At 40.6% G+C, this 25,797-nt stretch carries 20 protein-coding genes; 4 read left to right on the top strand and 16 right to left on the bottom strand.

The window, feature by feature from the left end; translation table 11 throughout:
• Positions 1-17 precede the first annotated feature (17 nt).
• The 3 genes from M3O96_RS00440 to M3O96_RS00430 form a co-directional block, all read right to left on the bottom strand.
• Positions 18-740: a 2-phosphosulfolactate phosphatase gene (locus M3O96_RS00440; protein ID WP_249717519.1), complete on the bottom strand. Its 723-nt coding sequence runs from the start codon at positions 738-740 to the stop codon at positions 18-20.
• A 65-nt stretch (positions 741-805) separates the two neighbouring features.
• Positions 806-1,900 carry a glycine cleavage system aminomethyltransferase GcvT gene (gene gcvT / locus M3O96_RS00435; RefSeq protein WP_249717517.1) on the bottom strand — a complete coding sequence of 365 codons (1,095 nt, stop codon included), beginning with the start codon at positions 1,898-1,900 and terminating at the stop codon, positions 806-808.
• 117 nt (positions 1,901-2,017) lie between these two features.
• Positions 2,018-2,344 carry a HesB/IscA family protein gene (locus M3O96_RS00430; protein WP_249717514.1) on the bottom strand — a complete coding sequence of 109 codons (327 nt, stop codon included), beginning with the start codon at positions 2,342-2,344 and terminating at the stop codon, positions 2,018-2,020.
• A gap of 90 nt (positions 2,345-2,434) precedes the next feature.
• Between M3O96_RS00430 and mce the strand changes: the two genes are divergently transcribed.
• Together mce and thiL are read left to right on the top strand one after the other, a co-directional pair.
• Positions 2,435-2,839: a methylmalonyl-CoA epimerase gene (mce, locus tag M3O96_RS00425; protein ID WP_249717511.1), complete on the top strand. Its 405-nt coding sequence runs from the start codon at positions 2,435-2,437 to the stop codon at positions 2,837-2,839.
• A gap of 127 nt (positions 2,840-2,966) precedes the next feature.
• Entirely contained in the window at positions 2,967-3,995 is a 1,029-nt protein-coding gene (gene thiL / locus M3O96_RS00420) for a thiamine-phosphate kinase (RefSeq protein ID WP_249717506.1), read from the top strand.
• 76 nt (positions 3,996-4,071) lie between these two features.
• Here the strand turns inward: thiL and M3O96_RS00415 are convergent, their stop codons facing one another.
• The 12 genes from M3O96_RS00415 to rlmD all read right to left on the bottom strand — a co-directional run bounded on the left by M3O96_RS00415 (position 4,072) and on the right by rlmD (position 20,413).
• Positions 4,072-5,151 carry a bile acid:sodium symporter family protein gene (locus M3O96_RS00415; protein ID WP_249717504.1) on the bottom strand — a complete coding sequence of 360 codons (1,080 nt, stop codon included), beginning with the start codon at positions 5,149-5,151 and terminating at the stop codon, positions 4,072-4,074.
• Between the two features lie 99 nt (positions 5,152-5,250).
• Positions 5,251-6,735, bottom strand: a complete 1,485-nt coding sequence (locus M3O96_RS00410) for a mandelate racemase/muconate lactonizing enzyme family protein (protein ID WP_249717502.1) — start codon at positions 6,733-6,735, stop codon at positions 5,251-5,253.
• Between the two features lie 59 nt (positions 6,736-6,794).
• Positions 6,795-7,745 (bottom strand): RraA family protein, encoded by a 951-nt coding sequence (locus tag M3O96_RS00405; protein ID WP_249717501.1) that lies wholly within the window; start codon positions 7,743-7,745, stop codon positions 6,795-6,797.
• Positions 7,746-7,769: 24 nt separating this feature from the next.
• Positions 7,770-9,050, bottom strand: a complete 1,281-nt coding sequence (locus tag M3O96_RS00400) for a mandelate racemase/muconate lactonizing enzyme family protein (protein ID WP_249717499.1) — start codon at positions 9,048-9,050, stop codon at positions 7,770-7,772.
• A gap of 51 nt (positions 9,051-9,101) precedes the next feature.
• The gene (locus M3O96_RS00395) at positions 9,102-10,388 is read right to left on the bottom strand and encodes a mandelate racemase/muconate lactonizing enzyme family protein (protein WP_249717497.1); all 1,287 of its coding nucleotides are present in this window, start codon (positions 10,386-10,388) and stop codon (positions 9,102-9,104) included.
• Positions 10,389-10,414: 26 nt separating this feature from the next.
• Positions 10,415-11,350, bottom strand: coding sequence for an RraA family protein (locus M3O96_RS00390; protein ID WP_249717494.1), 936 nt, complete (start codon positions 11,348-11,350; stop codon positions 10,415-10,417).
• 77 nt (positions 11,351-11,427) lie between these two features.
• On the bottom strand, positions 11,428-12,948 hold the full coding sequence (locus tag M3O96_RS00385) for a SusD/RagB family nutrient-binding outer membrane lipoprotein (RefSeq protein WP_249717491.1): 1,521 nt from the start codon (positions 12,946-12,948) through the stop codon (positions 11,428-11,430).
• Positions 12,949-12,959: 11 nt separating this feature from the next.
• Positions 12,960-16,418, bottom strand: a complete 3,459-nt coding sequence (locus M3O96_RS00380; RefSeq protein WP_249718045.1) for a SusC/RagA family TonB-linked outer membrane protein — start codon at positions 16,416-16,418, stop codon at positions 12,960-12,962.
• 171 nt (positions 16,419-16,589) lie between these two features.
• Positions 16,590-17,627 carry a FecR family protein gene (locus tag M3O96_RS00375; RefSeq protein ID WP_249717490.1) on the bottom strand — a complete coding sequence of 346 codons (1,038 nt, stop codon included), beginning with the start codon at positions 17,625-17,627 and terminating at the stop codon, positions 16,590-16,592.
• A gap of 113 nt (positions 17,628-17,740) precedes the next feature.
• Positions 17,741-18,349: an RNA polymerase sigma factor gene (locus tag M3O96_RS00370; RefSeq protein ID WP_249717488.1), complete on the bottom strand. Its 609-nt coding sequence runs from the start codon at positions 18,347-18,349 to the stop codon at positions 17,741-17,743.
• A 283-nt stretch (positions 18,350-18,632) separates the two neighbouring features.
• Positions 18,633-19,010, bottom strand: coding sequence for a hypothetical protein (locus M3O96_RS00365; RefSeq protein WP_249717485.1), 378 nt, complete (start codon positions 19,008-19,010; stop codon positions 18,633-18,635).
• Positions 19,007-20,413 (bottom strand): 23S rRNA (uracil(1939)-C(5))-methyltransferase RlmD, encoded by a 1,407-nt coding sequence (gene rlmD / locus M3O96_RS00360; RefSeq protein WP_249718043.1) that lies wholly within the window; start codon positions 20,411-20,413, stop codon positions 19,007-19,009. The genes M3O96_RS00365 and rlmD overlap by 4 nt, the downstream gene beginning before the upstream one ends.
• Before the next feature lie 173 nt (positions 20,414-20,586).
• Between rlmD and M3O96_RS00355 the strand changes: the two genes are divergently transcribed.
• Positions 20,587-21,399 carry an SDR family oxidoreductase gene (locus M3O96_RS00355; RefSeq protein ID WP_249717482.1) on the top strand — a complete coding sequence of 271 codons (813 nt, stop codon included), beginning with the start codon at positions 20,587-20,589 and terminating at the stop codon, positions 21,397-21,399.
• A 4-nt stretch (positions 21,400-21,403) separates the two neighbouring features.
• Positions 21,404-25,348 (top strand): AAA domain-containing protein, encoded by a 3,945-nt coding sequence (locus M3O96_RS00350; protein WP_249717479.1) that lies wholly within the window; start codon positions 21,404-21,406, stop codon positions 25,346-25,348.
• 2 nt (positions 25,349-25,350) lie between these two features.
• Here the strand turns inward: M3O96_RS00350 and M3O96_RS00345 are convergent, their stop codons facing one another.
• Complete coding sequence (locus tag M3O96_RS00345) at positions 25,351-25,797, bottom strand: gliding motility lipoprotein GldH (protein ID WP_249717475.1); 447 nt, start codon at positions 25,795-25,797, stop codon at positions 25,351-25,353.

Raw genomic sequence — 25,797 nt, 5'->3', positions numbered from 1 at the left:
TGAAATAATATTTGGTTTTATTTACCGCTCATTTCAAAGGCTATCAGTTCTTCGCCTGATAGTAAGCCCACTATATCATATTTATCCTGAGTTAGACAAAAATCAATATCTGCTTCGATGTTGTGGTTTTGTAACCTTTTGGCGTGGGAAGCTTGGCCCAAGAAAATCTGAAGCCTGTGGGAATTGCTTTCATAAAGACTCTTGAGCGCAATCGCAGAGTCACAATCTGTTTGGAAATGAAGATGTAAATTACTGACCAAAGCACCTGCATATAGTGAATCTTCCAAATTAAACTTGCCTTTCCAACCTGCGCAAAGGATCAAAATATCTTGGTTTTGATCTTTCAAATACCTGGCTGTTGCTTTCAGATTCACAAAAGCTCCTAGTAAAATCCGGTTGGCATCGGTTTTGGTTTTTTCGATCGCTAAGGTGCCATTGGTTGTAGTCATGGCGATCTTTTTGCCGGCATAGGCATTGTCTAGGTAAGCCAAGGGAGAATTTCCCAATTCAAATCCTTCAGCAGTGAGTCCATTTCTTTCGCCGGCAATCACATAACCGGAAGGTGACATGGCCCGGCAAGATTCCAAATCCATGATGGGAGTGATCGATGCCACTCCATTTGCCAAGGCTGCCATCATGGTAGAGGTAGCCCTGAAAATATCTACGATTACTACATTCTTTCCTTTTGTATCATACAAATGAATCAACTCAGGACTCACACAGACTTCTATATTTCTCATTCTTGGTAGCTAATAAAAAAACCCGCAAAGGGATCCTTCTGCGGGTTTGTATGTATGTCCTTTGATTATTTTTTGTACAATGGAAATTTTTCCACTTTGGCCAAAAGGTTTTTGTTCCTGACAGTAATGGCTATTTCTGTTCCTGGAGCAGCATAGTCAGATTTGACATATCCCATTCCTATACCAACCCCCATTGATGGAGTCATAGTGCCTGAAGTGACCTCTCCGATAGGTTCTCCCTTCAGATTGACAATTGGGTAGTGGCCTCTAGGGATGCCTTTTTCCTGCAAAATGAATCCTACCAATTTTTTACTGACTCCTTCTTCCTTCTGCTTTTTAAGGTTTTCACTGTTGATAAATTCCTTGGTGAATTTGGTAATCCAACCAAGTCCGGCTTCAATTGGAGATGTTTCATCATTGATGTCATTGCCATACAGGCAATAGCCCATTTCCAATCTCAGGGTGTCTCTTGCCCCAAGACCTATCGGCTTGATATCGTATGCTTTTCCTGCTTCAAAGACTGCGTTCCAAACCTTTTCGGCATCTTCATTTTTCACATAAACTTCAAAACCTCCCGCACCGGTATAACCTGTACCCGAGATAATGACATCCGGCACACCTGCAAAATCTCCCACTGCAAAATGGTAAAATTTGATTTCAGAAAGGTTGACACTTGTCAGAGACTGCACAGCTTCTATCGCCTTTGGTCCCTGAATAGCAAAAAGTGAAATGCTGTCAGAGATATTTTCCAACGCTGCACCCATGTCATTGTGTTTGTTGATCCAATTCCAATCCTTTTCGATATTGGATGCATTGACGACCAACATGTATTCTTCTTCTCCGAATTTGTAAACAATCAGGTCGTCCACGATTCCGCCTTTTTCATTCGGGAAGCAGGAATATTGGGCTTGGCCTATGACAAGTTTGGAGGCATCGTTGGATGTGACTTTTTGGATGAGGTCAAGGGCTTTTGGGCCGGTAACCTTAAATTCCCCCATGTGCGAAACATCAAACACCCCAACTCCCTGTCTGACTGTATGGTGTTCTTCAGTGTCTGAAGAATACCTTACCGGCATATTGAATCCTGCAAAAGGAACCATTTTGCCTCCCAAAGCAATATGGAGGTCATTGAGTTGTATTTTTTTGATGTTTTCTGACATGATATGGGGTTTATTTTCTTGTGCGCAAAGGTAACAATTGGGATAAAAGTTTCCCTGCCACCAACAAAAAATGCTGATAAAACTTATCAGCACCTATGCATTTTTTCAATGTGTGATCTAAACCGAGAAACTTTCCCCGCAACCGCAGGTCCTGGAAGCATTTGGATTGACAAACTGAAATCCTTTGCCATTTAATCCATCTGTAAATTCAAGAATTGTCCCAGCAAGGTATAGGAGGCTTTTTCTGTCTACCAAAATCTTGATGCCTTTGTCCTCAAATATATGGTCGGTTTCTACCAAACTTGCATCAAATCCAAGGTCATACATCAATCCCGAGCATCCGCCACCTTTTACAGAAACCCTGATGTTCTCATTTTCGGTTCTACCTTCCTCTTTTCTCAATGAAAGGATTCTTTCCTTTGCCTTTTCCGAAACAGTTATCATATCTTTAAGTATTAAATTCAGTTATTAGAGCATCAAGTTAACATGCTTCAAGTTGAATTGATTCATCAGCAAAGATAAAAAATTATTTAAATGAGAAAAATTGAGCATTTGGGGATTGCAGTCAAGGATCTTCAAAAATCCAATGAACTGTTTTCGAAATTATTAGGAAGAGAAAATTACAAAGAGGAAACAGTAGAAGGAGAAGGTGTAAAAACCTCATTTTTTATGATTGGGGGAACCAAAATAGAATTGTTGGAAGCAACACGACCAGACAGCCCCATCGCAAAGTTCATAGACAAAAAATCAGAAGGGATCCATCACATCGCCTTTGATGTCGAAGATATATATGCTGAAATGGTCAGGTTGAAAAGTGAGGGTTTTGAAATCCTCAATGAAATCCCCAAAGAAGGAGCCGACAACAAAATAGTTGTATTTTTGCATCCCCGCTCGACCAATGGGGTTTTGGTGGAATTGTGTCAGGAGAAGAAAGGGTAATCAATTGGAAGATTGAAAGATTGGAAAATTACAAGATGGTAAGATTGAAAAATTTGAAGATTGATAGGAAGTAACTTCGAGAATTTAAAAATATAAGCAGGATTTAAATCCTTTTGAAAGGAAAAAGATGTCAGATAATAGAACAGAAATAGGCGAAATTGGTGAGTTTGGGTTGATAGACCACCTGAACGAAAAAATTGTAATCAAAAATACCTCAACAATAAAAGGGATAGGGGATGATGCAGCGGTGATAGATGCAGGGGACCATGTCAAAGTAGTTACGACAGATTTGTTATTGGAAGGCGTACATTTTGATCTTTCCTATGTTCCCTTACCTCATTTGGGATTTAAGGCTGTTGCTGTTAATGTCTCTGATATCGCAGCCATGAATGCCATTCCCAAGCAGATCACAGTCAGCATCGCTTTGTCAAACAGGTTCTCCGTAGAAGCAGTAGATGCCTTGTATTCCGGAATCAATGCAGCAGCCGAACAATATGGGATTGATGTAGTAGGAGGGGATACGACTGCATCACGATCCGGTTTGGTTATTTCCATAACTGCGATAGGAGAAGCCCAAAAAGAACAACTGAGCTTCAGGTCAGGTGCCAAAGTCAATGACATCGTCTGCGTGACCGGCGACTTGGGGGGTGCTTTGGTAGGTTTGCAGATTTTAGAAAGAGAAAAACAGGTTTATCTTGCCAATCCTGAAATGTCCCCTGAATTGGATGGATACCAATATGTCACGGGAAGACAGCTTCGACCGGAGGCAAGGATGGACATCATCCATGAATTGAGGGAAATGGAAATTGTCCCGACAAGTATGATAGATGTTTCTGATGGATTGGCCTCAGAGCTATTCCATATCTGTAAAGCCTCAGGGATAGGAGTGACGATTTACGAGGACAAACTACCGATAGACAAACAGACTTTTGATACAGCAGTTGAATTGAATCTGGATCCGATCACCTGTGTATTGAATGGGGGAGAGGATTATGAATTGTTGTTTACGATTGATCAAAACGATTTCTCCAAATTAGAAAAACACCCCGATATTCATTTTATAGGTCATGTTACCAAAGCTGAGGATGGCAAACTCATGGTGACCAAAAGCGGAACAGAAGTTTCTTTGAAGGCACAGGGATGGAAGCATTTCTAGGTTTTACTTTGATTTTAATAAAAGCCCTTGGAAATAAAATTTCAAGGGCTTTTGTGGTTTAAATTGGCAAAATTCTTCAATCCTTCGGTGGTTTTCTATGCCAATAAGAAGCCAACACAGATCCGGTTATATTCATAAATGGTCCAAAGACCGCAGAGGCTAATCCGACGGTGGCAATTTTGCCCATTTCTTTGGCAATACCGGAAGCCAATCCGGCATTTTGCATACCAACTTCAAGTGCCAAGGTTCTGCAATCCCTTTCATCCATCCTGAATAGTTTGGCTGACCAATAGCCTAGAGTATATCCTGCCATGTTATGGAATACCACAAGCAAAATCAAAATCGGTCCGATATTCAACAAACTATCTCGGCCCGCAGCGGTAATAATGGTAATGATCAAAGCAATCCCGATCATTGATACCAAAGGCATAGCTGCATCCAGCCATTTCACTTTTCCACTTAGGAATTTATTGAAAATCAATCCTGCTCCGATTGGAATAATGACGATTTTGATGATATCCCAAACCATTTTCCAGACATCAACTTCTACAAACTCTCCCGCTAACCATCCCATCAAAACCGGGGTTACAAAAGGTGCCAACATGGTAGTAAATGCAGTAATGGTTATCGACAAGGCAAGATTTGCTTTTGCCAAAAAGCTCATGACATTGGATGCCATTCCACTTGGAGAACAACCAATCAGGATAATTCCTGCGGCAATTTCAGGAGGGAAACCACTGAGTTTGGCCAATGTATAGCCTATAAATGGCATGATGGTAAATTGAAGCATGATCCCGATGATGACTCCCTTGGGCATTTTGACCACACCTGCAAAATCTCCCAAACTCATGGAAGTTCCCATTCCAAACATGATGATTTGAAGAAGTGGAACAATCAATCCGCTTAATTTGTAATCTCCAACCTGTACAAAGGTCAACGGGTAAAACATAGCTGCTGCCACACAGGCAAATATCATCACTGTATAAGTAAAACCTTTCAATTTTTCATTCCCACGAAACATGATGCCGAGAGCGACCAGAAATAATATCCAAAAAGGACCTGTATGGCTGATTCCCTGAAAAAGAGTTATTCCTAATGATAGTAGTAGGAATACGGCTGATAGAATTGTGGCAATTTTAAATATGGGATTTTTCAATGGATATCAGGGTTGTTTGGGGTCCACGATGATAAGCAAAAATATCCGAAAACCGGGATTGCTCCCAGCTTTCGGATGGCACTAACACAATCAATCTACTTAGCTCCAGGTTCTGTCATGGGATCTCTTCTCATCCCATTCGGTGGTAGGTGCAAAGTAGGACGAATCTGATTTATGGAGATGTTTCTTCACGACTTCATCATTCAATTCAATTCCCAATCCAGGAGCTGTCAGGGAAACAGGTGCATAACCTTTGACAATCATTTTTCCGCCATCTGTGGTTTTGACCATATCTTCCCACCATGGAAGATCGACAGAGTGATGTTCCAATGAAAGGAAGTTTTGGGTCGCGGCTGCGCAATGAACGTTTGCCATAAAGGAAACCGGTGTTCCTGCTTGGTGCATTGCCATGGCAATTCCAAATTCTTCTGCATAATCGCCCACCCTTTTTGTTTCTAACAAACCGCCGGAGGAAGCAAGATCCGGATGCACAATGTCCACAGCATGGTTATGGATAAGGTCTTTGAAGTTTTCTAATAAGAAAATATCCTCTCCGGTAGTTGTTGGAGTTTCCAAAGCATCTGTAATCGTTTTATGCTGCTCGGTCCATTGCCAAGGCACCATGTCTTCCAACCAAGCCAAATTATATTTTTCCAGAACTTTTCCTAATTTGATACAATTGTTGACATCGATATGGCCATAGTGATCGGTAGAAATCGGAATTTCATAGCCAACCATTTCCCGTACACTGTGAACAATCTTTGCTAATTCATCCAGACCTTTTTCCGTGATCTGAACCCCTGTAAAGGCGTGTTTTGTATTTGCATAAGACATATAACCGCCTTGCCACTGACTTGAATTTTGGTTCATTATAGAAGTGTTGTTCAGCGTGCCGGGAATGTTTTTGACCTGATTGATGGATACGTCCATTTTAAGCCAAGTATAACCTTGTACCTCAGTACGATATTTGATTTTCTCTCTTTGGTCTTCTGGCGTTTCTCCGGTAGGTGTATCTGCATATAGCCTGACAGTATCTCTGTAGCGGCCTCCCAATAATTGCCATGCAGGCACATTATATGCTTTGCCACAAAGATCCCAAAGTGCCATTTCTACAGCACAGACACCACCGGCTTGTCTTGCCTGACCGCCAAATTGCTTGATGATTTTAAATATCCTTTCAACATTGCATGGGTTTTCGCCAAGTATCCTACTCTTGAGCATCAATGCATAGCGTGGATCAGCTCCGTCGCGGACTTCACCAAGACCATAAATCCCTTGGTTGGTGTCTATCCTGATGATGGCGGTCCTTCCTAATACAGTGGTGACACAATACCTCAGGTCAGTAATTTTCAAATCAGAGGGAGCAGAGGATTTTTGTACTTTTGAGGTGGTCTGGGCCATGCTGTCTTCGAAACTCAATCCCATCAGTGCTGTCAAAGACATGCCTCCCAATGCTGTTTTTTTCAAAAAGTCCCTCCTATTTGCCTTGGTATCTATATGCTCGATTTCGGCTTGCCTTTGTACAGCATATTGCTTCTCCTGCTCTTTTTGGGCTGAAATAATTCCTTTTAATGTGTTTTTCATCTTGTTTATGGGTTATTGTTGAAAGTTTATTCCGGGTAGTTATTCTAAAAAAGAAGTAATCAATAATTACGTTCTTTGAGATAATTATCCAATTCTTGTTTGCTCATGGGTAGTTTTCCAGGGTATTTGTTCACCCAGTCCAGAAAATCCTTTTTGATGGCTTCAGTCCATTCACTGTCGATTTCACCGGCTAGGTATTTTCCTTCCCTAAGTCTCAGGTGGCCAAATTCGTCGCGCAATCCTGTTACCTCAGAGGTCAATACCAAGTCTTCAACCAAATGTGCAGGAATGAAAATTACACCATACTTTTTTGCCAAAACCACATCTCCGGGGAGAACTGTTGCCCTACCTACTCTGATAGGTGCGTTGATGGACGTCAGCATCATTTGATTGATGAATGAAGGATCCTGCCCTTTGTGCCATGCGTTAAATCCTTTGATTTCAGACAACCCTTCTTCGTCTCTCACAGATCCGTAAAAGATTACCCCTCGCTTGGACTTGGCATAAATGGAATTTCCAAGGTTATCTCCGATCAATGTTCCATCAGCGATTTTTCCATAACCATCCGCAACATATACATCGCCGTTGGTCAGGATATCAATGGGCCAAGAGTTGGTTCCGCCTTTTGGAGACCTGCCTTCCTTGTTTACACCTTGGTCCTTTACCTGATTCTGAAGATCAGGTCTGAGTGGCATGTATTGGGCAGTGACGACCCTTCCGGTCATGGCCTCATTTTCCAACATGATATGCCAATTGCCTTCATATTGGTTTTGGTAACCTTTATTTCTCAGCACGCCCCAAGCCTCTTCAATGGAAATGTTTCTTAATCTCTCCAATATTCCGTCCGAAACCTTTGGCCTTCCGTCCGGAAATCTTTCGCCTTTCCACTCGGAGGTCAAGGCTTTGATATAATCCGGAGAAGAACCCACATTCTGTGCTTCTGCAAATCCTGCCGTCAACAAAAGAGCGGCAATCAGTAGTACTTTGGTAAATCTGTTTTTATGATTCATGATTACTTGGGTTAAATGAATTTTCTATTCAAAAAAAGGAATATCCTTTACTGCATGTTTTTTCATTCCTTCTTCATTGATTTCGACACCGATTCCCGGTTTTTCAGAAAGTGTGATGAAACCATTTTCTGTCCTTGGACCATCATAGATCACAATGTCTTTCCAAAGCTGATCAGTATCCATGTAAATCTGCCATTCCATGATCATGAAATTGGGAACAGAAGCGCAAACATGACAACTCGCCATCGCACCAAGAAATGAGGCTACCATGTGAGGTGCAAAAGGCACATAATACAGGTTTGCAAGGTTTGCGATCCTTTGTGCTTCACCCAATCCGCCTGCTTTTTGAATATCCGGCATGATGATATCAATGGCTGATTCCGAAAGTAATCGTGTAAAACCATAAGCCAGGTAAATATTTTCCCCGGTACAGATGGGGGTTGAAGTTTGGGAAGTAATTGATTTATAAACCTCAGGATTGTCCGCTGGGATAGGCTCCTCCAAAAACATCAGGTTCAAGTCTTCATACATTTTAGCCATTTTCAAGCCTGTGACCGCGTCATATCTACCATGCATGTCGACACAGATATCAATGTTGGGACCGACTTCTTGGCGTACTGCCGCAATGGCATTGTACATTCTTTCTATTTCCATTGGATTGGCAGTCCAATTGAATCGGTCATATTTATTAGGATCACGTGCGTCATCCACATCGAATTTGACGGCATTATAACCGCGATCGACAGCACCTCTAGCTGCATTGGCATAATCTTGAGGTGTTGGATTGGTAGAAGTATAAAGAGCGGTATCGCAATAAACGCGTATTTTATCACGGAATTTTCCTCCTAACAATTGATAAACGGGCACTCCAAAAACCTTACCAGTCAAATCCCATAAGGCTGTCTCTATCGCTGTCATCACCGCAACAAAAACTCCTGACTGAGCTCCTCCAAAAAAGGCGCCTTTTCTCAATTGTTCGGCTAATCTATTTGGATTGAGCGGGCTTTGTCCTTTGATCTGATTGCCCATTCTTTTTACCAGATGGTAGGTACCATGGATAGCATCTACTGCCTCACCGCAACCCCAGACATCTTGATTGGTATATATCTTCACATATAGTGCCCCTCTCACGTAACCGCATTTCACATCTGTGATCTTTAGATCTGAGGGATTGGAATATGGTGACTGCCTGTCCACTGCGGCATTCAATCCTTGACCAAAAGTGCTCAAAAGTGCTCCTCCTGTAAGACCTGCCACCAATCCTTTTTGAATAAATGATCTTCTACTATCTTTGCTGTTTTTCATACTCAGGTTTAAAATGGGATTTTATGAATCATTTTTAGGTTTAATTTTTTTTCAGAAGAAGGGAGCATCTGCTACCGCATATTTCCTGATAGCTTCTTCATTGGGTGTGACACCGACACCGGGCTTGTCTGTGATATGGATATAGCCATCTTTGATTAATGGTGCTTCTAAGATCAGCTCATCCCATTGTTTCCATTTGGAGAACCAATGCCATTCTAAGCAAAGAAAATTTGATATGGAAGCACAACAATGACAAGCGGCCATAGCACCAAAAGGAGAGGCTACCATATGGGGAGCAACGGGAACGTAGTATAGATTTGCCAAGTTGGCGATCCGCTGTCCTTCACCTAGTCCACCACATTTATGTAAGTCAGGCATGACAATATCAGCAGCCTTTTTTTCCAGGATTTTTCTGAAATCATGTGCTAGATATTGGTTCTCGCCCGTACAGATTGGGGTGGTAGTCTGACTTGTTATCTCCCGGAGGCTATCCAGGTTCTCGGCAGGTACAGGCTCTTCTAAAAACATGAGTTTAAACTGTTCCATCTCTTTGGCAATCTGGATACCGGAAGGCAAATCATACCTACCATGTGCATCGAGACACAGATCCATATTCATCCCGATAGCTTCCCGGACTGCAGTTATTTGCTTCACCATCCTGTCAATCTCACCATTGGACGCAGTTCGGTTGAATTCATCCTGCTTGGCAGGATCACCGGCCCAGTCAAGATCAAATTTGATAGCTGAGAAACCTGCATTTTTTACTTCCATAGCACCTGCGGCCATGTCTTCAGGACTTTCGGAACTGCTTGCACTATCACAATAGAGTCTGATTTTATCCCTGAATTTACCTCCCATCAGACGGTAGACAGGTTGATTCATGGCTTTGCCTGCAAGGTCCCAAAGCGCAATTTCAATCCCGGTAAGAACCGCTACATACATTCCTCCCTGCGCACCACCAAAATGGCCTCGTCTCAAAATCTGCTCAACAATTTTATTGATATCCAATGGGTTTTGTCCAATTAGAAATTGGGTCATGTTGTCCCATCCTTCAGTTCCTGTGGCTACGCCATAAGTTCCCCGGACAGCATCCATTGCTTCTCCATATCCTGTGATTCCCTGATTTGTTGTCAGCTTCACAAACATGTGTGTGCCATGGCCTTTCATAAATGCCGTTTTGATACCTGTGATTTTAAGATCGGAAGGATTGGAATATTTGGGTCCACGGTCAACTGCCGCAATCAATTCAGAACCAAAACTTGGAATTAAAGCAGAGGTAGCCAATCCGGCCATCAAGCCTTTTTGGATAAATGAACGCCTGTTATTGTCAGTTTTCATGATCGTGAATTTTAAGTTGGATTATCTTACCAGGTTCTTTTTTTCAGAATTTCCTGAATTTGTTCTCGAGGAATCGGAAGTTCATCAATGTGCTCATTAAGCCAATTGGAAAAGTCTTTTTCAATTTCATCAGACCATCTTGTATCAATTTGACCTGCTGTGTATACGCCCGCTCTCAACCTTTCGTGACCAAACATGTCCCTGAGCCGGACTACTTCGGAAGTCACCACTACCTGCTCCACCAAATGGGCAGGGATGAATGAAACACCTCCGTCTCGACCCAAAACCACGTCTCCGGCCATTACTGTCACTTGCCTGATTCTGGTAGGTTGGTTGATTCCGGTCAACATGGTATTTAGATTTCCTTGTTGGTTATGGTGGGAGGGGTGGTAACTGGTGTAATAGGAAGTAAATCCTCCAATTTCTTTTAAACCTGTTACATCTCTGATTGCGCCATCATATACGATTCCATTTCCTGTTTTTGCATAAATGGCATTTCCTACGTTATCGCCTATAGTCGGGCCATCTACATGAAGACCAAACTGATCAGCTACATAGACATCACCTTTGACAAGTAAGTCTACTGGCCAAGAGTTTTGTCCGCGTTTACCTTCTTTTTTACCTCTGTCATCTATGGCATCATGGATATCAGGTCTGCCTGGAAGGAAAGTTGCCGTAACTGCTCTACCTATCAGAATACTATCAGGATTGATGATTTGCCATCCGTCTGCATATTGATATTTGTATCCTGCATTTCGCATGACCGCCCAGGCTTCATCATGGGTGACAAGTCTCATCCTTTTCAAAAGATCATCAGAAACTTTTGGTCTGCCATCTTCAAATCGTTCTCCTTTCCACTCACGCGTCAGGTAAATAAGTTCTTCTTTCGAGATTTGTTGGGCTTCTATTCCAAATACAATTAGAAAAAGGCAAGCCAAAACAGGGAATATTTTCCTAGTCATTTTTGAGAAAATTAAATTGAATAAAGGATTTTGATAAGGAAATGAAGGTTCGGCATATACCGAACCTTCATTGGAAATTATTTATGCCACCAAACTTTTGTTTCAAGGTTGTCAGCACCTTGTGCGGCGATGGCTTCGCCTACTTTATCTGAATTAACAGATATTTCCGAGTTTGGATAAGTCAGCCTATTGATAAACAATACTTCTCTGCCCGGAAATGGATTTGCCTGAAGAACAGGGAAACCAGATCTTCTAAAATTCGCAAAGGACTCAGGGCCGTTCATCAATGAAGATACCCAATATTGAGAATTGATCTGCTGTAGCGCAGTAGCATCTACCAAAGGATTGGCGGTGATGTAAGCATCAATTGCCGGTGCTGGAATGGTCGAAGCCGCATCATGCAAAGCCATTTGCACCATATGCGCTCTGACACCTGCTTGGAAATATTCTGCTGCTGTACCGGCAGTAATCCAACCTCTCTGTCTTGCTTCTGCCAACAAAAGATTGGTTTGAGAAGCTGTAACAATAAATCCAGGTGCAGTTATTTTTGCAACCCTTCTTCTGTCAACCTGACTGAAATCATAGAAGCTGGCCAATCCAAGATTTGCAGCAGCCGCTATAGCACCAGCGTTATCATTGCCCATAGGCATACCAATCTGAAGTGCCGGGTCAAAAGTTTGCCTTGCAGGTTGTTGTTCAGGTCCAGATTTTGCACCCACATATCTTACGGCAATTGCTCCTAATCTTGGGTCGTTGGTACTTTTCAAGAAATTCACAAAAGGTGCTGTCATGTAAAAGTTAGCAGCTTCGGTGGCGTTGAGTGTATTGCCTGCAGGATTGACATAATTGGCGTCATGAATTATAACGGCATTATCGGTATTATTTAGAATGACACCACCTGCAAATGCTTTTGCAACAGTCTGTTGGGCAAGTGTTGGGTTTGCTTTGCTTAGCCTCATTCCTGCTCTTAATAAAAGAGAATAGCCGAATTTTTTCCATTTATCAATATTTCCTGCAAATAAAATATCAGCAGTTTCAATTCTTCCACTGGTATTCAAAGCAGCCGAAGCTTCTTCCAATTCTTTGATGATATCCGCATAAATGGATTCTTGGGTATCATATTTTGGATAAAAGATTTGGCTGCTGTATCCCACACCGGCTTCTGAATAAGGTATTGAGCCGTATGAATCAGTCAAAACCATAAATCCATAGGCTTGCATGATCCGGGTCATCTGCAGAAGATTGCTTCTAGTTGGGTCATCTTTGATTCGGAAAATCACATCTTTGGTGTTTTTGATCACATTTCTGTAATATTTGATCCAGTTGTCTTGGGTGGAACCCCTGTTGTCCTGGTTGAAATTTGCCCCTGTCAATACACCTGAATTGGGAGATATGATTTGTTGGACAATTCCCATTTCAAAAACCAACATTCCAAATGAGTTTGGTGAAGAATTGACAGTAGCATTATTCAATTGAAACGCAGGATCAATGGAAGTAGCAGCAACTCTGTTGGTATTTAGCTCATCAAAGTTTTGGTCGCATGATGTGCTGTAGCCTAGCATTAGCACAATGAGAATAAAATTTAATATCTTTTTCATGGTTGCTCTGATTAAAATTTAACATTAAGATTGAAACCAAGGCCTCTTGTAGTAGGTAGACCTGTGGATTCCATACCCACAAGGTTGTCTGAGGTGTACCCAAATGATTCCGGGTCAATGTTGTCCACCCATTTCTTGATCATGAAGACATTGTTGGCAACCAGATTTAGTCTAACTGCGCTCACAGGGAATTTTTCAGGAATAAATTTGCTGAAGTCATAACCCATAGTAATTTGTCTCAGCTTCCAAAAACCGGAGTTGTAAATAACCGGTTCTACCAAAGCTAGGGATCTTACAACTTCCCAATAAGACTGAACAGGTGCTACGGCAGTATTGACTTCGCCTGCTTGATTCACTCCATCACCTACTACTCCGCCTTCACGGCCATCTAGGGTCATTTTGTGCAATCCATGTCTTACTGCATTGAAGTTGGTTCCTGATAACATTGTCCCACCTAACCTGAAGTCAATGAGGAATGAAAGAGAAACTCCTTTGTAATTAAAGGAATTGTTAATCCCTCCAATCCATTTGGGAAGCGCACTGCCAAAATTGATAAGATCAGTTGTTCTCAATGGTAAACCATTTGCGCCGAAGATTTTTCTTCCCTGATCATCTCTTCTGTAACCAAATCCTGCAATCTGACCCATTTCTTGGCCTACGATCTGTCTGAGTTCACCATTGAATACATGTTGACCTACAGTTATTCTGTCGCCAGGTACGTCTGTCAATAGGCTCAAGACTTCTGTAATGTTATAGGCTCCATTGAAGGAAGCTTCCCAAGTGAAATTACTGGTTTCAACCGGTACAACAGTCAATAACATTTCAATACCTTTGTTACTACTTTGACCGCTATTGATAGAAGTATTCACAAATCCCGAAGCATCGGAAATCTGTGCACTTACAATCTGATCACTTGTGATCTTTCTGTATGCTGCAAGATCCAATGAGAGCCTTCCCTGGAACATCTTCATGTCCACACCTATTTCAGTCTCCGCCACCCGCATAGGTTTCAAGTTTGGATTTGGAAGTGTGCTTCCAATAGGTCCGCCAACAGGTTGATTGTTGAATAGGTTGGCATTGACGCCGTAGAATAGAACATTGGAATAAGGTCCCACATCCGAGTCACTACCTACCTCTGCATAAGCCAATCTCAGTTTTCCAAAATTAAACCAATCGGATGTTCCGGTATTTTCTGTGAAAACCCAGCTTGTAGAAACGGAAGGATAAAGAATGCTTCTGTTTGCAGGGGAAAGGGTGGAGAACCAATCGTTTCTTATTGTACCATTTATAAATAGATACTTTTTATAAGAAAATTCAGCAAAAGCGAAGAGGGAATTTACAGCTCTTTCGGACCTGTCAAAAATCGGATCTTTAACCCTACCGTTTTGGACAGTATAGAGATCACGCACTACAAAATCCCTTGCCTGAACGTTATTCACATCAAAACTTCGCTGCATGTGGTTACCTCCTATATTGGCATTGATACCATAATCACCAAATTCCTTGGTGGCGGAAAGGATGAAATCAGCATTGACTTCTCTGAATCTTCTTGATTCTTGGGTATAAAGGCCATTGACAAATCCCACAGGAGCTGCAGCCAAAGATGCTTGTCCTGTTGGGAAATTGTTAAAATCTTGGTCTCGTGACCAATAATCCTGTCCAACACGGCCTTGGATATATAGCCAAGGGGTAATGTCATACTTTGCAGCTACGTTTCCAAAAATCCTGTCTCTTTTGATATTCTGAAACTGTCTAGCAAGTGTAAAATAGGGATTGGTTCTGTTTCTAAATCTAGAATAGACTGCTTCATTTCCATTGGCATCGAATTTATTTTCGTCAAGAACATTCAGAGGCATCGAATTGGCCATGTTATAAAGCGCAGTAGGAATGGAGTTATCCTGGTTTGCTATGTTTGGTGGGTTTTTGTTATCTTCAATAGAGTAGTTGATATTTCCCTTAAAATTGAGTCTTTTGCTCAACTGATATCCAAATCCTAAATAGACAGTCTTTCTGTTGAAAGAGTTGTTAGGCACAATACCTTTACTACTAAGGTCAGAGAAGGAGAAGCTAAGACCACCCTTTTCGCTTGAAGAGGATACCATAATAGAGTTAGTCACATTTTGTCCATTTCTGAAAAAGTCATCTACAATACCCCGTACAGGCACATATGGAACAGTCACTCCGTTGAACAGAACCTGTGACATCCCCGGCGCAAATTTTTCACCAAAAGACCATTGACCTGAAGTGGGATTTGCAGTAGTAGGTCTTACACCTTGTTCACCCTGTCCATATTCATATTGATAGTCCGTAAAGTCCAAAGGTGTTTCATTGGTATAATTCAAATTATAAGTTACTCCGATACCTTTTGAATCCCCTCTTGATTTGGTATTGATCATGATGACACCGTCTTTGGCTCTGGATCCATAAAGTGCAGATGCAGCCGCACCTTTTAGGACGGTCATGCTTTCGATATCATCTGGGTTGATACTACTCAGACCGTCACCACCGTCAGAAGTAACACCACCGCCCCTTACACCGATAGAATTGTCAGCACCGGTGTTACCTGGATTTGTACCAAAGTTGGTGTTGTCAATCGGAATACCGTTGACTACAATCAAAGGATTGTTTTGGCCGGAAATTGAAGATTGACCCCTGATTCTGATTTTGGTTGTTCCACCAGGTCCGGTTCCCATTGGCGAGATGGCCACACCGGCTATTTTTCCCTGAAGCGCATTCATGAAATTTGGAGTCCTGTTGATTGTCATTTCATCCGAACTCACGTTGGTAGCAGAGTAACCAATACTTCTGGAAGTTTTTTGGATACCCAAAGCCGCGATTACGACTTCCTCAAGGGCTCTTGCCTCTTGTACCATCACAACGTCAATTACAGAGCGGTTTCCAATTTGAATTCTTTGGGGAGCAAATCCTATGTAGGAAAATACCAATGTAGCCCCTTCAGGAGCAGAGATTCTATATTTTCCGTCAATGTCTGTTACAGTTCCTTGTGTGGTTCCTTCAACGGAAATAGCAACACCCGGTAGCGTTTCACCTGATTCACTGGTGACCGTTCCGGAGATTTCAACAAAATCATCATTTACTTCAATGTCGATTTTCTTAGCCGAATTTTCTGGCGTAATTGATTTGACGCTGATTACATTATTGACCTGTTTGAAATGTAGTTGCTTTTTATTGGCAACTTCCAACAGGACTTCAGCTACAGTACCGTCATATTTACTGAGTTCAATATTTGATTTGTCTTTGAGGTTTTTCTCAGTGTAGAAAAAGCTGTAATCCGTTTTGCTTTCTATCGCATTAAGGATATTCTCAAGACTGCCTTGCCGGATGTCAAGTTTGATGTATACTTCATCAATGCTTTTGATCTGGACCGAATTGTTGTTTGCATTTGCCTCTAGGAAGGCTATGGTCAATAATAGAGCACTTATAAAAGTGCTTTTAAAGACCATATTCATAGTTTTTAGTAGCGATTGTGACATATTTTGGGTTGTGTTAGTGTCAATCAATATATTATGGTACTATTTTTTGATTTATTTCTAGTAGGGATAATTCATGGAAAATCACTTCATTAAACTTAAGAAGTGGATTGCTTAGAGGTGGTTTATTTTTTGTTTCATAGGCATAGGTTATTTGAATTCGAGAATTACTTCATTTCCATTTATTGTGTAATCAAAATTTACTGAAAAGCTCAAGACTTTCAAAACATTGGACAGATACTCATGGGGTTTGAATGTGCCTGAGCATTTATACTCCGGAATTGTATTGTTTCCTTTTACCACAATATTTACCCCATACCATCTTTCCAAATCTTTTACTATCACATTGAATGGAGTTTTTTCAAATTGGAGGATGCCTTCTTTCCAACTTAGCACTTGGGATAAATCTGCATTTTGTTTTTTCAGGGTGTTTTTGGCTTCAGAATAATAAACCGCTTCACCAGGCTGGATTTCAATAAGTTTTTGGTCTATACTGTTTTCTACCCGGACCTTCCCTGTTGCCAATGTTACCTGAATGTTTGGATTACCTTGGTAAGCTTTGATGTTAAAACTTGTGCCCAATGCGGTAGTTGAGATGTTTTCGGTAATGACAGTAAATGGGTGAGTTTCATCCTTGACTACTTCAAAAAATCCTTCCCCTTCCAATTTGAGTGTGCGGTTTTTGGCAAAATCATCAAAATAGGTCAGTTTGCTTTCAGCATTCAATACCACAGTGGATCCATCCGGAAGTGTGATTAATTTTTTATTGCCTCTGGGAGTTGATCTCTCAATAGGTAATGCCGTGATGGAAGCAACAGGTTCTACCGCTTCCTGAGCTGGTGCGGTATTGAAATAGAAAATATAGCTCACCGAAATTACCATAATCAGGGTAGCGGCAATCCCAAAAGTGAACCTTACCAATTTTGCTTTTTTCTTTGCAGTCCAATTATTGGTTTTGGGATTTGACGAACCAAATGCTACCGGTTTTGACAAAACAGGAATGTGAGGGTCTTCCTTCTCTTGTGGTGATTCAGTTTTGTTGGGATCATTTGTCCAAATCCCCTCGATGATGGTATTATAGGTATTTTCTCCGGCCGGGGAGTCTAGCCAGTTCAAAAAATTTTTCGCCTCTTTTTTTGACAGTTTTCCTTCAAAAAATCTGTCTATATCTTTCTTGCTATAATTCATCCGGCATCCCTTTTATATATATAGCACGATCAGATAGGATTTACTTAGTCCGAAATAGAAAATATTTTCTTTTTTTATTGAAATGATAAATAATTCAGCCTTAGCGCTGTAAATCAATATGACAAAAAGTAGTAAAAAAGTCCTATTGCCAAAGATTTGATGGCAATCAAGTATTTTTTTTGAAGTTTATCTTTAATTGATTTGGTGGCCATGTAAATATGACTTTCTACTGTTCTTTTTGAAATTCCCAATTTTTCTGCAATTTCTCCGGAATGAAGGTTGTCATAATTCTTCATTTTGAAAATTGTCTTTTGAGTTTTTGGAAGTTTCTCGATTTCAGAAAATGATAGCTGCTCAAATTCGGAATATTCAATCTCCTGTTCTGTTTCATTACTTTCTATTTCCTGAGTAGAAAGAGTGTATACCTCGTAGGCTATCCTTTTGGCTTCCTTCTTCGATTTTTTTATGATGAGGGATTTTAAAATTGTAAGCAGGTAAGCATTAAATGAAAGTTCGCTGTTTAAATTCTGTCTGTTCTTCCAAATAATCAAAAATACCTCTTGTACTATTTCCTCTGCGTCTTCTGCACAGAGATTCATCTTTTTGGAAGTGTTGTAAACTTTTGGTCTAAAAAATTCAAATAACTGAGAAAATGCTTTTTCATCACCTTCCCGGAGTTTGGAAACTGCAGAAGGAATATCAAATGCTTTTTCTTTATTCATTTCCGGAAAATAAATATTTCAATTAAAGGAACGTATAAATAGTGGTTCACGCAATGATTAATTTTTGTAATAATGAATGGTGAAATAATATTCTGTTCACCATTGATAAGTCAATATAAATACGCTTTTTAAGAAAATCAATAGCTTGAGCATTTTCAAACCTGATTTTCCTGTCCTGAGGTAGAATAGTATGGTAAATGGAAAAAAAATTAAATTATCTGATTAAAATCAGCTTCGTTCTTGAAAAAATCAAAGTCCTGATAGTGTCAGGACTTTGATAAAATTAATCTTCAGGATAAGGAATATAAACGAAACTCGTAAATACCCCATCCATAACAAAAAGGCAACAGAATTCGTCGGGGTCTTTGTATGCTGCTTTAAAATCGTCCAATAAATCCTCTCCTATAAGCTTTCTTTGAATAAATTCATCCACATAGGTGATGAAATAATTCCAGTCCAAGTCTTTTTCTATTTTTCCCAAAAGCAATTTGCCAATCGGCTGCACATCCTTAGAAATAGGGAAGATCGGAAAGTCAGAGAATTTTCTACTTCTGACTTGATAGGAAGCTTCCTTGAGTATATCAGAAACCTTCACAAAGTCTTTGGTGATGGTTCCAAGGTATTTGCCGCTCAATTCCGGGTCGTTGAAATCTGATATCATGGTTTTAAGGTTAAGCGTACAACATTCTCAACATGATAAGTCTGTGGAAACATGTCAACAGGCTGGATTTTATCTACTGTATATTTTTCTGAGAGCCATGCTACATCCCTCGCTTGGGTGGCAGGATTGCAACTTACATACACAAGCTTGGGAGCTTCCAGTTTCAAAAGCATTTTGACCACATCCTCGTGCATTCCGGCTCTAGGAGGATCGGTAATGACCACATCCGGTTTGGGATGGTTTCTTACAAAATCTTCTGTCAGAATATCCTTTAGATCGCCTGCATAAAATTGCGTGTTTTCTATTCCGTTTACTTTGGCGTTAAGTTTCGCATCTTCAATGGCCGCTTCGACATATTCTATTCCGATAACCTGTTTTGCAGCCTTTGCAATAAAATTGGCAATCGTACCAGTTCCTGTGTAAAGGTCAAAAACTACCTCATCACCTTGTAGGTCAGCAAATTCACGTGCTACTTTATAAAGTTCGTAGGCCTGTTCGGAATTGGTCTGGTAAAAAGATTTGGGGCCGATGCGGAATTTAAGACCTTCCATTTCTTCCTCGATAAAGTCTTTGCCTGCAAAGGTAATGACATCGAGGTCGTTGAAAGTTTCATTCTTTTTTAGGTTGATGATATAAAGAAGGGAAGTTATTTGTGGGAATTTTAGATGAAGAAATTCCATGACCTTGTTGACGGATTCCTCGTCATCCTCCCCAAACTGCACAATGACCATCGATTCACCTGTGCTTGTTGTCCTTATGATCAGGTTACGCAAAAGGCCAATTTGATTTCGGATGTTGTAAAAACTGAGGTTTTCTGCTCTTGCAAAATCCCTCACTGCAATCCGCACTTCGTTGGAAATATTTCCTTGGAGGTAACAATGGTCTATGTCTATGATTTTGTCAAACATCTTTGGGATATGAAATCCCAAAGCATTTCTTTCAAATTGTGCACCTGAATTGATTTCCTCTCTGGTCAACCAGCGGTTGTTCGAAAAAGTATAGTCAAGTTTATTACGGTAATATTGGGTTTTAGCTGAGCCAAGAATCGGCAACACTTCCGGAATATCCACTTTTGCTATACGCTCAAACTGATCGACCACCTGCTGTCTTTTGTAACTTTTTTGCAAATCATAATTGATGTGTTGCCACTTGCAACCGCCACAAGTTCCAAAATGAGAGCAAAAAGGTTCGATTCTGTCTGCCGAGTATTCATGGAATTTGATGGCTTCTCCTTCCATAAAAGAGCTTTTGCCACGGTTGATTCTGACATCTACCAGGTCACCGGGAGCAGAATTACTTACAAAAACTACCTTTCCTTCATAATGTGCCACGCACTTTCCCTCAGCAGCTATCCTTTCTATCCTAAGGTTGGGGATGACCTTATTTTTCATCTTTCTCGACATGGGCGCAAAAATAGGGGTTTGGATCGGAAGATTGGAGAAATGAAAATTAAAAATAGAGGCAAAATTAGCTTTCATTGGAATCTGCTTCTCCTTCTTATACTTTCCAAAAACATTAAGTCTGATTGCAAGGCTTCAAGTCGAATTTTTATCTTTAAGCTTTCAAAGTTGTTTTCATGAAATTAAAAGATAAAGTTGTCATTGTGACCGGGGCTACTTCAGGGATAGGAGAGGCTTGCGCTTTGGTGTTTGGGAAGGCCGGAGCTAAAATCGTAATTACAGGAAGGTCTCAAGTGAAGTTAGATAAATCTTTGGTCCTGCTGCGAAAGTCAGGAATTGAAGCCTATGGGATTTTGGCAGATGCAGGATCGGAGGTTGACAACAAATACATGGCCGAAGATACCGTCAGGCATTATGGTAGGATAGATATTTTGATCAATAATGCAGGCATTTCGATGCGTGCACTTTTCGAAGACCTCGACATGGAAGTTTTCAGAAAGGTGATGGATACAAATTTTTGGGGGACAGTCTATGCCACCAAATACTGTCTCCCGCAGATTTTAAAAAATAAAGGATCAATCGTCGGTGTATCTTCCATCAATGGCTATCGGGGTACTCCCGCCCGGACTGCCTATACCGCAAGCAAGTATGCTATGAACGGTTTTTTTGAATCACTCAGGACAGAAGTCATGAAAAGAGGAGTGCATGTCCTTGTTGCCTGCCCTGGATTTACCTCCTCCAATATCCGAAATAATGCCCTGACAGCAGATGGTTCCGTACAGGGTGAATCTCCACGAGAAGAAGAAAAAATGATGACATCTGAGGAAGTCGCCCAAGAGATCTTCAATGCCACTGTCAAAAGGAAAAGAGATATTGTGCTTACAAGGCAGGGAAAACTCGCGGTATTTCTAAACAAATGGATGCCGGGAGTCATGGATGGCATTGTCTATAACCACATGGCAAAGGAGAAAGATTCTCCGTTCAAATAGATCCATGCTAAAAGATATCCTTCAGATCTACCTCAACCGGTTATTGGACCTTTCCAGCAGGAACAGGTCTATATACCTTCCCCGACTGATCCCAAGTCAGATGGTAGACTTGAATGATTTGGATTTTCTCAACCATCAACCTGCATTCGAAATTGTCGAATCACTCTTGGCAAAAGAGAAAAAGCTGACCCTGATTCCATTTGCGGACCCAAGAGACAAACAAGTCAATCTCCTTTCCCAAAGACTCAACAGGCTTGAACATTTTGTCAAAGTTGCAGAAACAGAAACAGGTGAGAAAAGCCTTTTTGTGGGTTGGCCATATGTGGAAGGAAAATTACTCAACGATCAAGTCATCAGATGTCCTTTGATTTTCTTCCCTGTAGCATTGGTCAAGTCTGATAACCATTGGGTTTTGGAAAGAAATGGCTCAGACACTCCCTTTTTCAACAAAGCATTTTTATTGGCCTATGCCTATGCTTATGGTAAAGACCATAATTATTTTGGAGAAGAAAATCCTTTGGAAAATTTCTCAACAGATCCAATTGGATTCCGGAATGACCTATATGCACTGCTCAAAGAGGAGTTTTTTTTGAATTTCAGTTCAGAATTGTATGAGAGTAAAATATCAGCATTTCCCGAATCAGCAAAGTCTCTCGATGAAGTGCAATTTAAAACCGGAAAGCTTCAATTGAAGCCTTATGGTGTTTTGGGACAGTTTTCACAAAAGGCCAGTTTTTTGATCCAAGACTATGAGGATATCATGGCAGGGGAGGAGTTCCCCGATTTGGAATCCTTATTCCAAAAGTGGTTTGCTCCTGAAGAAATTCAGCCGACTCCTGTTAGGGAGGATCAATTGTACTCTGTATTTCCTGTGGATGCCAGTCAGGAAGAAGTGATCAAATCAGTAAGAGAGGGACGGTCATGCGTGGTAGAAGGTCCTCCCGGAACCGGAAAATCACAGCTCATCAGCAATCTTGCGATAGATTTCATAGCTAGAGGAAAGAAAGTGCTGATCGTTTCACAGAAGCGTGCCGCTTTGGATGTTGTTTTCAAAAGGTTGTCCAATGAGGGATTCGGCGCTTTTTTGTCTTTGGTACATGACTTTCGGGCGGATAGAAAAGCGCTATACAAAAAAATACACGATCAGATACTGTCTTTGGACAGGTATCAGGAACTGAATCGTGGGATAGACGCCATCAAGTTGGAAAGGCAATTTTCACAGCTTTCCCGACTGATTGATTTTGACAGTGAATATTTTTCAGGTTTAAAAAAAGCACTCTTTAATACCGAAGAATGTGGTGTTCCGATCAAGGAATTATACTTGAGTTCTAAGTTATCTGAAGAGGCATTTGACATGAATCAGTATTACAGAAGATTTCATGCTGGTAGGGTCAACGATTTTTTGAGGGATTTTAGGAGCTATACCACTTTATTTAGAAAATTTCAAAATTCAGAATCATTTTGGCTCCACAGGGTGGATTTTAGCAGTTTCGAACCTGCGGTATCCAAGAGGATGCAGGAAGTAATATCAGAAATCCATACACTGAAGAAGGGATTTGAAAATGATTTTGTGAACCTTAAATCATTTAAAGCTTCTTTTCTATTTTCTTTTTTTGAGCAAAAGCAAAAAATTTATGACCTGTTAGAATTACTCAAGGATGATGAAAAGCTTAACCTTTTTTGGACTGTCAAAGCTTTGCCGCAAAATGAAGTTGACCTGCTCTGGCTAAATCATAAACTAGATGCGATCAAGGCACTTTTTGCAGAGGAAGGAATGGAATGGCACAGCAAAGATGGAGATGTTGAAAATCAACTACAGCTCTGTCTTGAATTTTTGGAAAGGAAAAAGGGATGGAGGAAGAACTTCCCACTTTTATGGAAGAAGAAAAGATTTCAGTCGGTATATCGCCTGCTTTTCGAAAACCAGCTGCAGGCGACTGTTCATGGAGTCAAAACCCTGATCAAAAAGCTTGAAAACAGGTTGAATCTCAACCACCTCTATGCTGTATTAAGCGAAAGAAGTTGGATTGATTTACCTATCAAACCTTTTGATTTTAGATCTTTCAACCATGTCTCAAGTCTTTATTCGGAAACCGTAAAGGCCAAAATACTATTAAATAAGCTGGGTCTTTTGGAAGATGTTTTGAAAGAAAACCTGCGTGCGGGAAGGGAATTTATCGAAAGGATCGAATTGGTTTTGAATCACATTGAACAGTTGGAAGCAAAAATCCCTTATTGGTCTCTTTACCTAAGCAAAATACAGATTCAGCACCTGATTACAGAACATACCGGAGAAGGGATTTTACTTCTGGAATCCCAAGTGAAAGAAGTTTTCCAAGATTTGGTGGTATTTGATAGGCTGCGAAACAGGCTAAAAGAACAGGATGTCCAGGTCATGGAAAAAATACTTTCCACCTATCCAAGCAGAGATTTTGAGGACTTAAAAAGTTTGTTTTTGGCGGGATTAAAATTGAGTTGGATAGGGCATATCGAAACAAAGTATCCCGCGCTCCAAGATGTGGTCACCTCCAAAACAAATCAGACCCAAGAGGAATTGATGGAGGCTGTTTTGGAGAAATGGAAGCTGTCCAAGTACATCGCAGAGATCAGGCTTAGGGAAAATACCTATAGAAATCTGGAATTCAACCGGCTTGGCAATCTCATTACCTATCGGGAACTTTCCCATCAAGTAAGCAAGCAAAAGAAAATCTGGAGTATCAAAAAGCTTGTAGAAAATTTTGAAAAAGAAATATTCCAACTAGTTCCCTGTTGGTTGGCTTCGCCTGAAACCGTTTCTGCACTTTTCCCTCTAAAGCAGTCTTTTGACTTGGTGATTTTTGATGAATCATCCCAATGCTATGTTGAAAGAGGGCTTCCAGCCATGCTTAGAGGAAAGCAGACGGTCATTGCCGGAGATTCCAACCAACTTCGGCCCTTTGATCTTTATCAGGTCAGGTTGGAAACAGAAGAAGAGGGAATTGAAGCTGAGACTGAATCCCTGCTCGAGTTGGCCTCCGCCTATTTCCAAAAATTTTGGTTGCAGGGACATTATAGAAGCGAACAATTGCCCTTGATCCATTTTTCCAACCAAAATTTCTATGAAAACAGGTTAAAAATGTTGACGAAATTAGAATTGGTCAATTCGTCTGATAACCCATTCAGGTGGGAACATGTAGATGGGATTTGGGAAAAGCAAACCAACATAGCCGAGGCAGAAGCTGTATTGGAGGAAATGAAAACTATTCAGAAATCCAATCCTGATTTCAGTATAGGGGTAATCACTTTTAATTTTTTCCAAATGGAATATATCCGGGAACTTGTGACAAAAGAAAGCCAAATCCAGCAAGAAAACATTTCAATCAAGAATATAGAAAATGTTCAGGGGGATGAATTTGACTGGGTGATATTTTGTATTGGCTATGCCAAAAATAAAAAAGGAAAGCTCATCGCTAACTTTGGTATGCTTTCCAAAAAGGGAGGAGTCAACAGGTTGAATGTGGCAATATCAAGGGCAAAAAAGAAAATTACTCTTGTAAGTAGTATCAAGCCAAGTGATTTCAATTCAGATCAATTGAAGAATGAAGGAATAAAAATGCTCCGGGATTATCTCAGCTTTGTAATTGACATCAGTGAAGGAAAAAGCTATAAAATACCTATACAATCTCCAAATAGATTCGAATCAGGATGGTCATTGAAAGATAAAATCGAAAGACATTACCAAGGTTTTGTTTTGGAAAAATACTACGCATCCACATGGATGGATCTTGCTGTCAAAGATTCGGGTGAATATAAAGAAGCCTTGCTGACGGATGACCAAAGGTTATATGATTCTACAGGTGCCAAAGAGGCATTTGTTTATCATCCATTACAACTCAGGGAAAAAGGATGGCCATACAAATTTTATTACAGTAGGCAGTTTTGGATGGATAAGCCGATTTTGGGTGATTGATTCTATTTTTTAACAACTTTCACTCCTACAGTCTCGATTCCTGTAAGTTCTTCCACCCTCATGTATTGGACTAAATGAATACTGCTATAAAGAGTACCTAAAGGCAAAGTATCGTATCGGGTAAAAGTACTTCCATAACCGTCACCAAGCGGTTTTCCAGTCTTGCTTTCAAAAAGCGGAATGTCGAGCAATTTGGATTCTACCGTTTGACCAAGACTGTCTTTGAGAATGTACATTAAATAGAGATTTCTAAACTCATAATCCTTGGTGTACTTTATGCCGACTAGGGTTTTGTTGGGATTGGAGATCTTAGATACATCAAAGGAAACTGTATCCGAAACATGCCATGTTCCGGATTTCAGTCCTTCATATTCTTCAAAAAGCCGATCTCCCGCGCAGCTTACAAATAGAAAGCCAGAGAGCAGCAATACCAATAATCTTAGCTTCAT

This window comes from Aquiflexum sp. TKW24L, assembly GCF_023502205.1.
Lineage (GTDB): Bacteria > Bacteroidota > Bacteroidia > Cytophagales > Cyclobacteriaceae > Cognataquiflexum.
Note: the sequence above shows the minus strand (reverse complement) of the source record. Positions and strands in the feature narration are given on the sequence as shown.

What these genes read in the sequence shown, in the direction of transcription:
- M3O96_RS00440 (WP_249717519.1), bottom strand. Translation starts at nt 740, where the DNA reads ATGAGAAATATAGAAGTCTGTGTGAGTCCTGAGTTGATTCATTTGTAT.
- gcvT (WP_249717517.1), bottom strand. Translation starts at nt 1,900, where the DNA reads ATGTCAGAAAACATCAAAAAAATACAACTCAATGACCTCCATATTGCT.
- M3O96_RS00430 (WP_249717514.1), bottom strand. Translation starts at nt 2,344, where the DNA reads ATGATAACTGTTTCGGAAAAGGCAAAGGAAAGAATCCTTTCATTGAGA.
- mce (WP_249717511.1), top strand. Translation starts at nt 2,435, where the DNA reads ATGAGAAAAATTGAGCATTTGGGGATTGCAGTCAAGGATCTTCAAAAA.
- thiL (WP_249717506.1), top strand. Translation starts at nt 2,967, where the DNA reads ATGTCAGATAATAGAACAGAAATAGGCGAAATTGGTGAGTTTGGGTTG.
- M3O96_RS00410 (WP_249717502.1), bottom strand. Translation starts at nt 6,735, where the DNA reads ATGAAAAACACATTAAAAGGAATTATTTCAGCCCAAAAAGAGCAGGAG.
- M3O96_RS00405 (WP_249717501.1), bottom strand. Translation starts at nt 7,745, where the DNA reads ATGAATCATAAAAACAGATTTACCAAAGTACTACTGATTGCCGCTCTT.
- M3O96_RS00400 (WP_249717499.1), bottom strand. Translation starts at nt 9,050, where the DNA reads ATGAAAAACAGCAAAGATAGTAGAAGATCATTTATTCAAAAAGGATTG.
- M3O96_RS00395 (WP_249717497.1), bottom strand. Translation starts at nt 10,388, where the DNA reads ATGAAAACTGACAATAACAGGCGTTCATTTATCCAAAAAGGCTTGATG.
- M3O96_RS00390 (WP_249717494.1), bottom strand. Translation starts at nt 11,350, where the DNA reads ATGACTAGGAAAATATTCCCTGTTTTGGCTTGCCTTTTTCTAATTGTA.
- M3O96_RS00385 (WP_249717491.1), bottom strand. Translation starts at nt 12,948, where the DNA reads ATGAAAAAGATATTAAATTTTATTCTCATTGTGCTAATGCTAGGCTAC.
- M3O96_RS00380 (WP_249718045.1), bottom strand. Translation starts at nt 16,418, where the DNA reads ATGAATATGGTCTTTAAAAGCACTTTTATAAGTGCTCTATTATTGACC.
- M3O96_RS00375 (WP_249717490.1), bottom strand. Translation starts at nt 17,627, where the DNA reads ATGAATTATAGCAAGAAAGATATAGACAGATTTTTTGAAGGAAAACTG.
- M3O96_RS00370 (WP_249717488.1), bottom strand. Translation starts at nt 18,349, where the DNA reads ATGAATAAAGAAAAAGCATTTGATATTCCTTCTGCAGTTTCCAAACTC.
- M3O96_RS00365 (WP_249717485.1), bottom strand. Translation starts at nt 19,010, where the DNA reads ATGATATCAGATTTCAACGACCCGGAATTGAGCGGCAAATACCTTGGA.
- rlmD (WP_249718043.1), bottom strand. Translation starts at nt 20,413, where the DNA reads ATGTCGAGAAAGATGAAAAATAAGGTCATCCCCAACCTTAGGATAGAA.
- M3O96_RS00355 (WP_249717482.1), top strand. Translation starts at nt 20,587, where the DNA reads ATGAAATTAAAAGATAAAGTTGTCATTGTGACCGGGGCTACTTCAGGG.
- M3O96_RS00350 (WP_249717479.1), top strand. Translation starts at nt 21,404, where the DNA reads ATGCTAAAAGATATCCTTCAGATCTACCTCAACCGGTTATTGGACCTT.
- M3O96_RS00345 (WP_249717475.1), bottom strand. Translation starts at nt 25,797, where the DNA reads ATGAAGCTAAGATTATTGGTATTGCTGCTCTCTGGCTTTCTATTTGTA.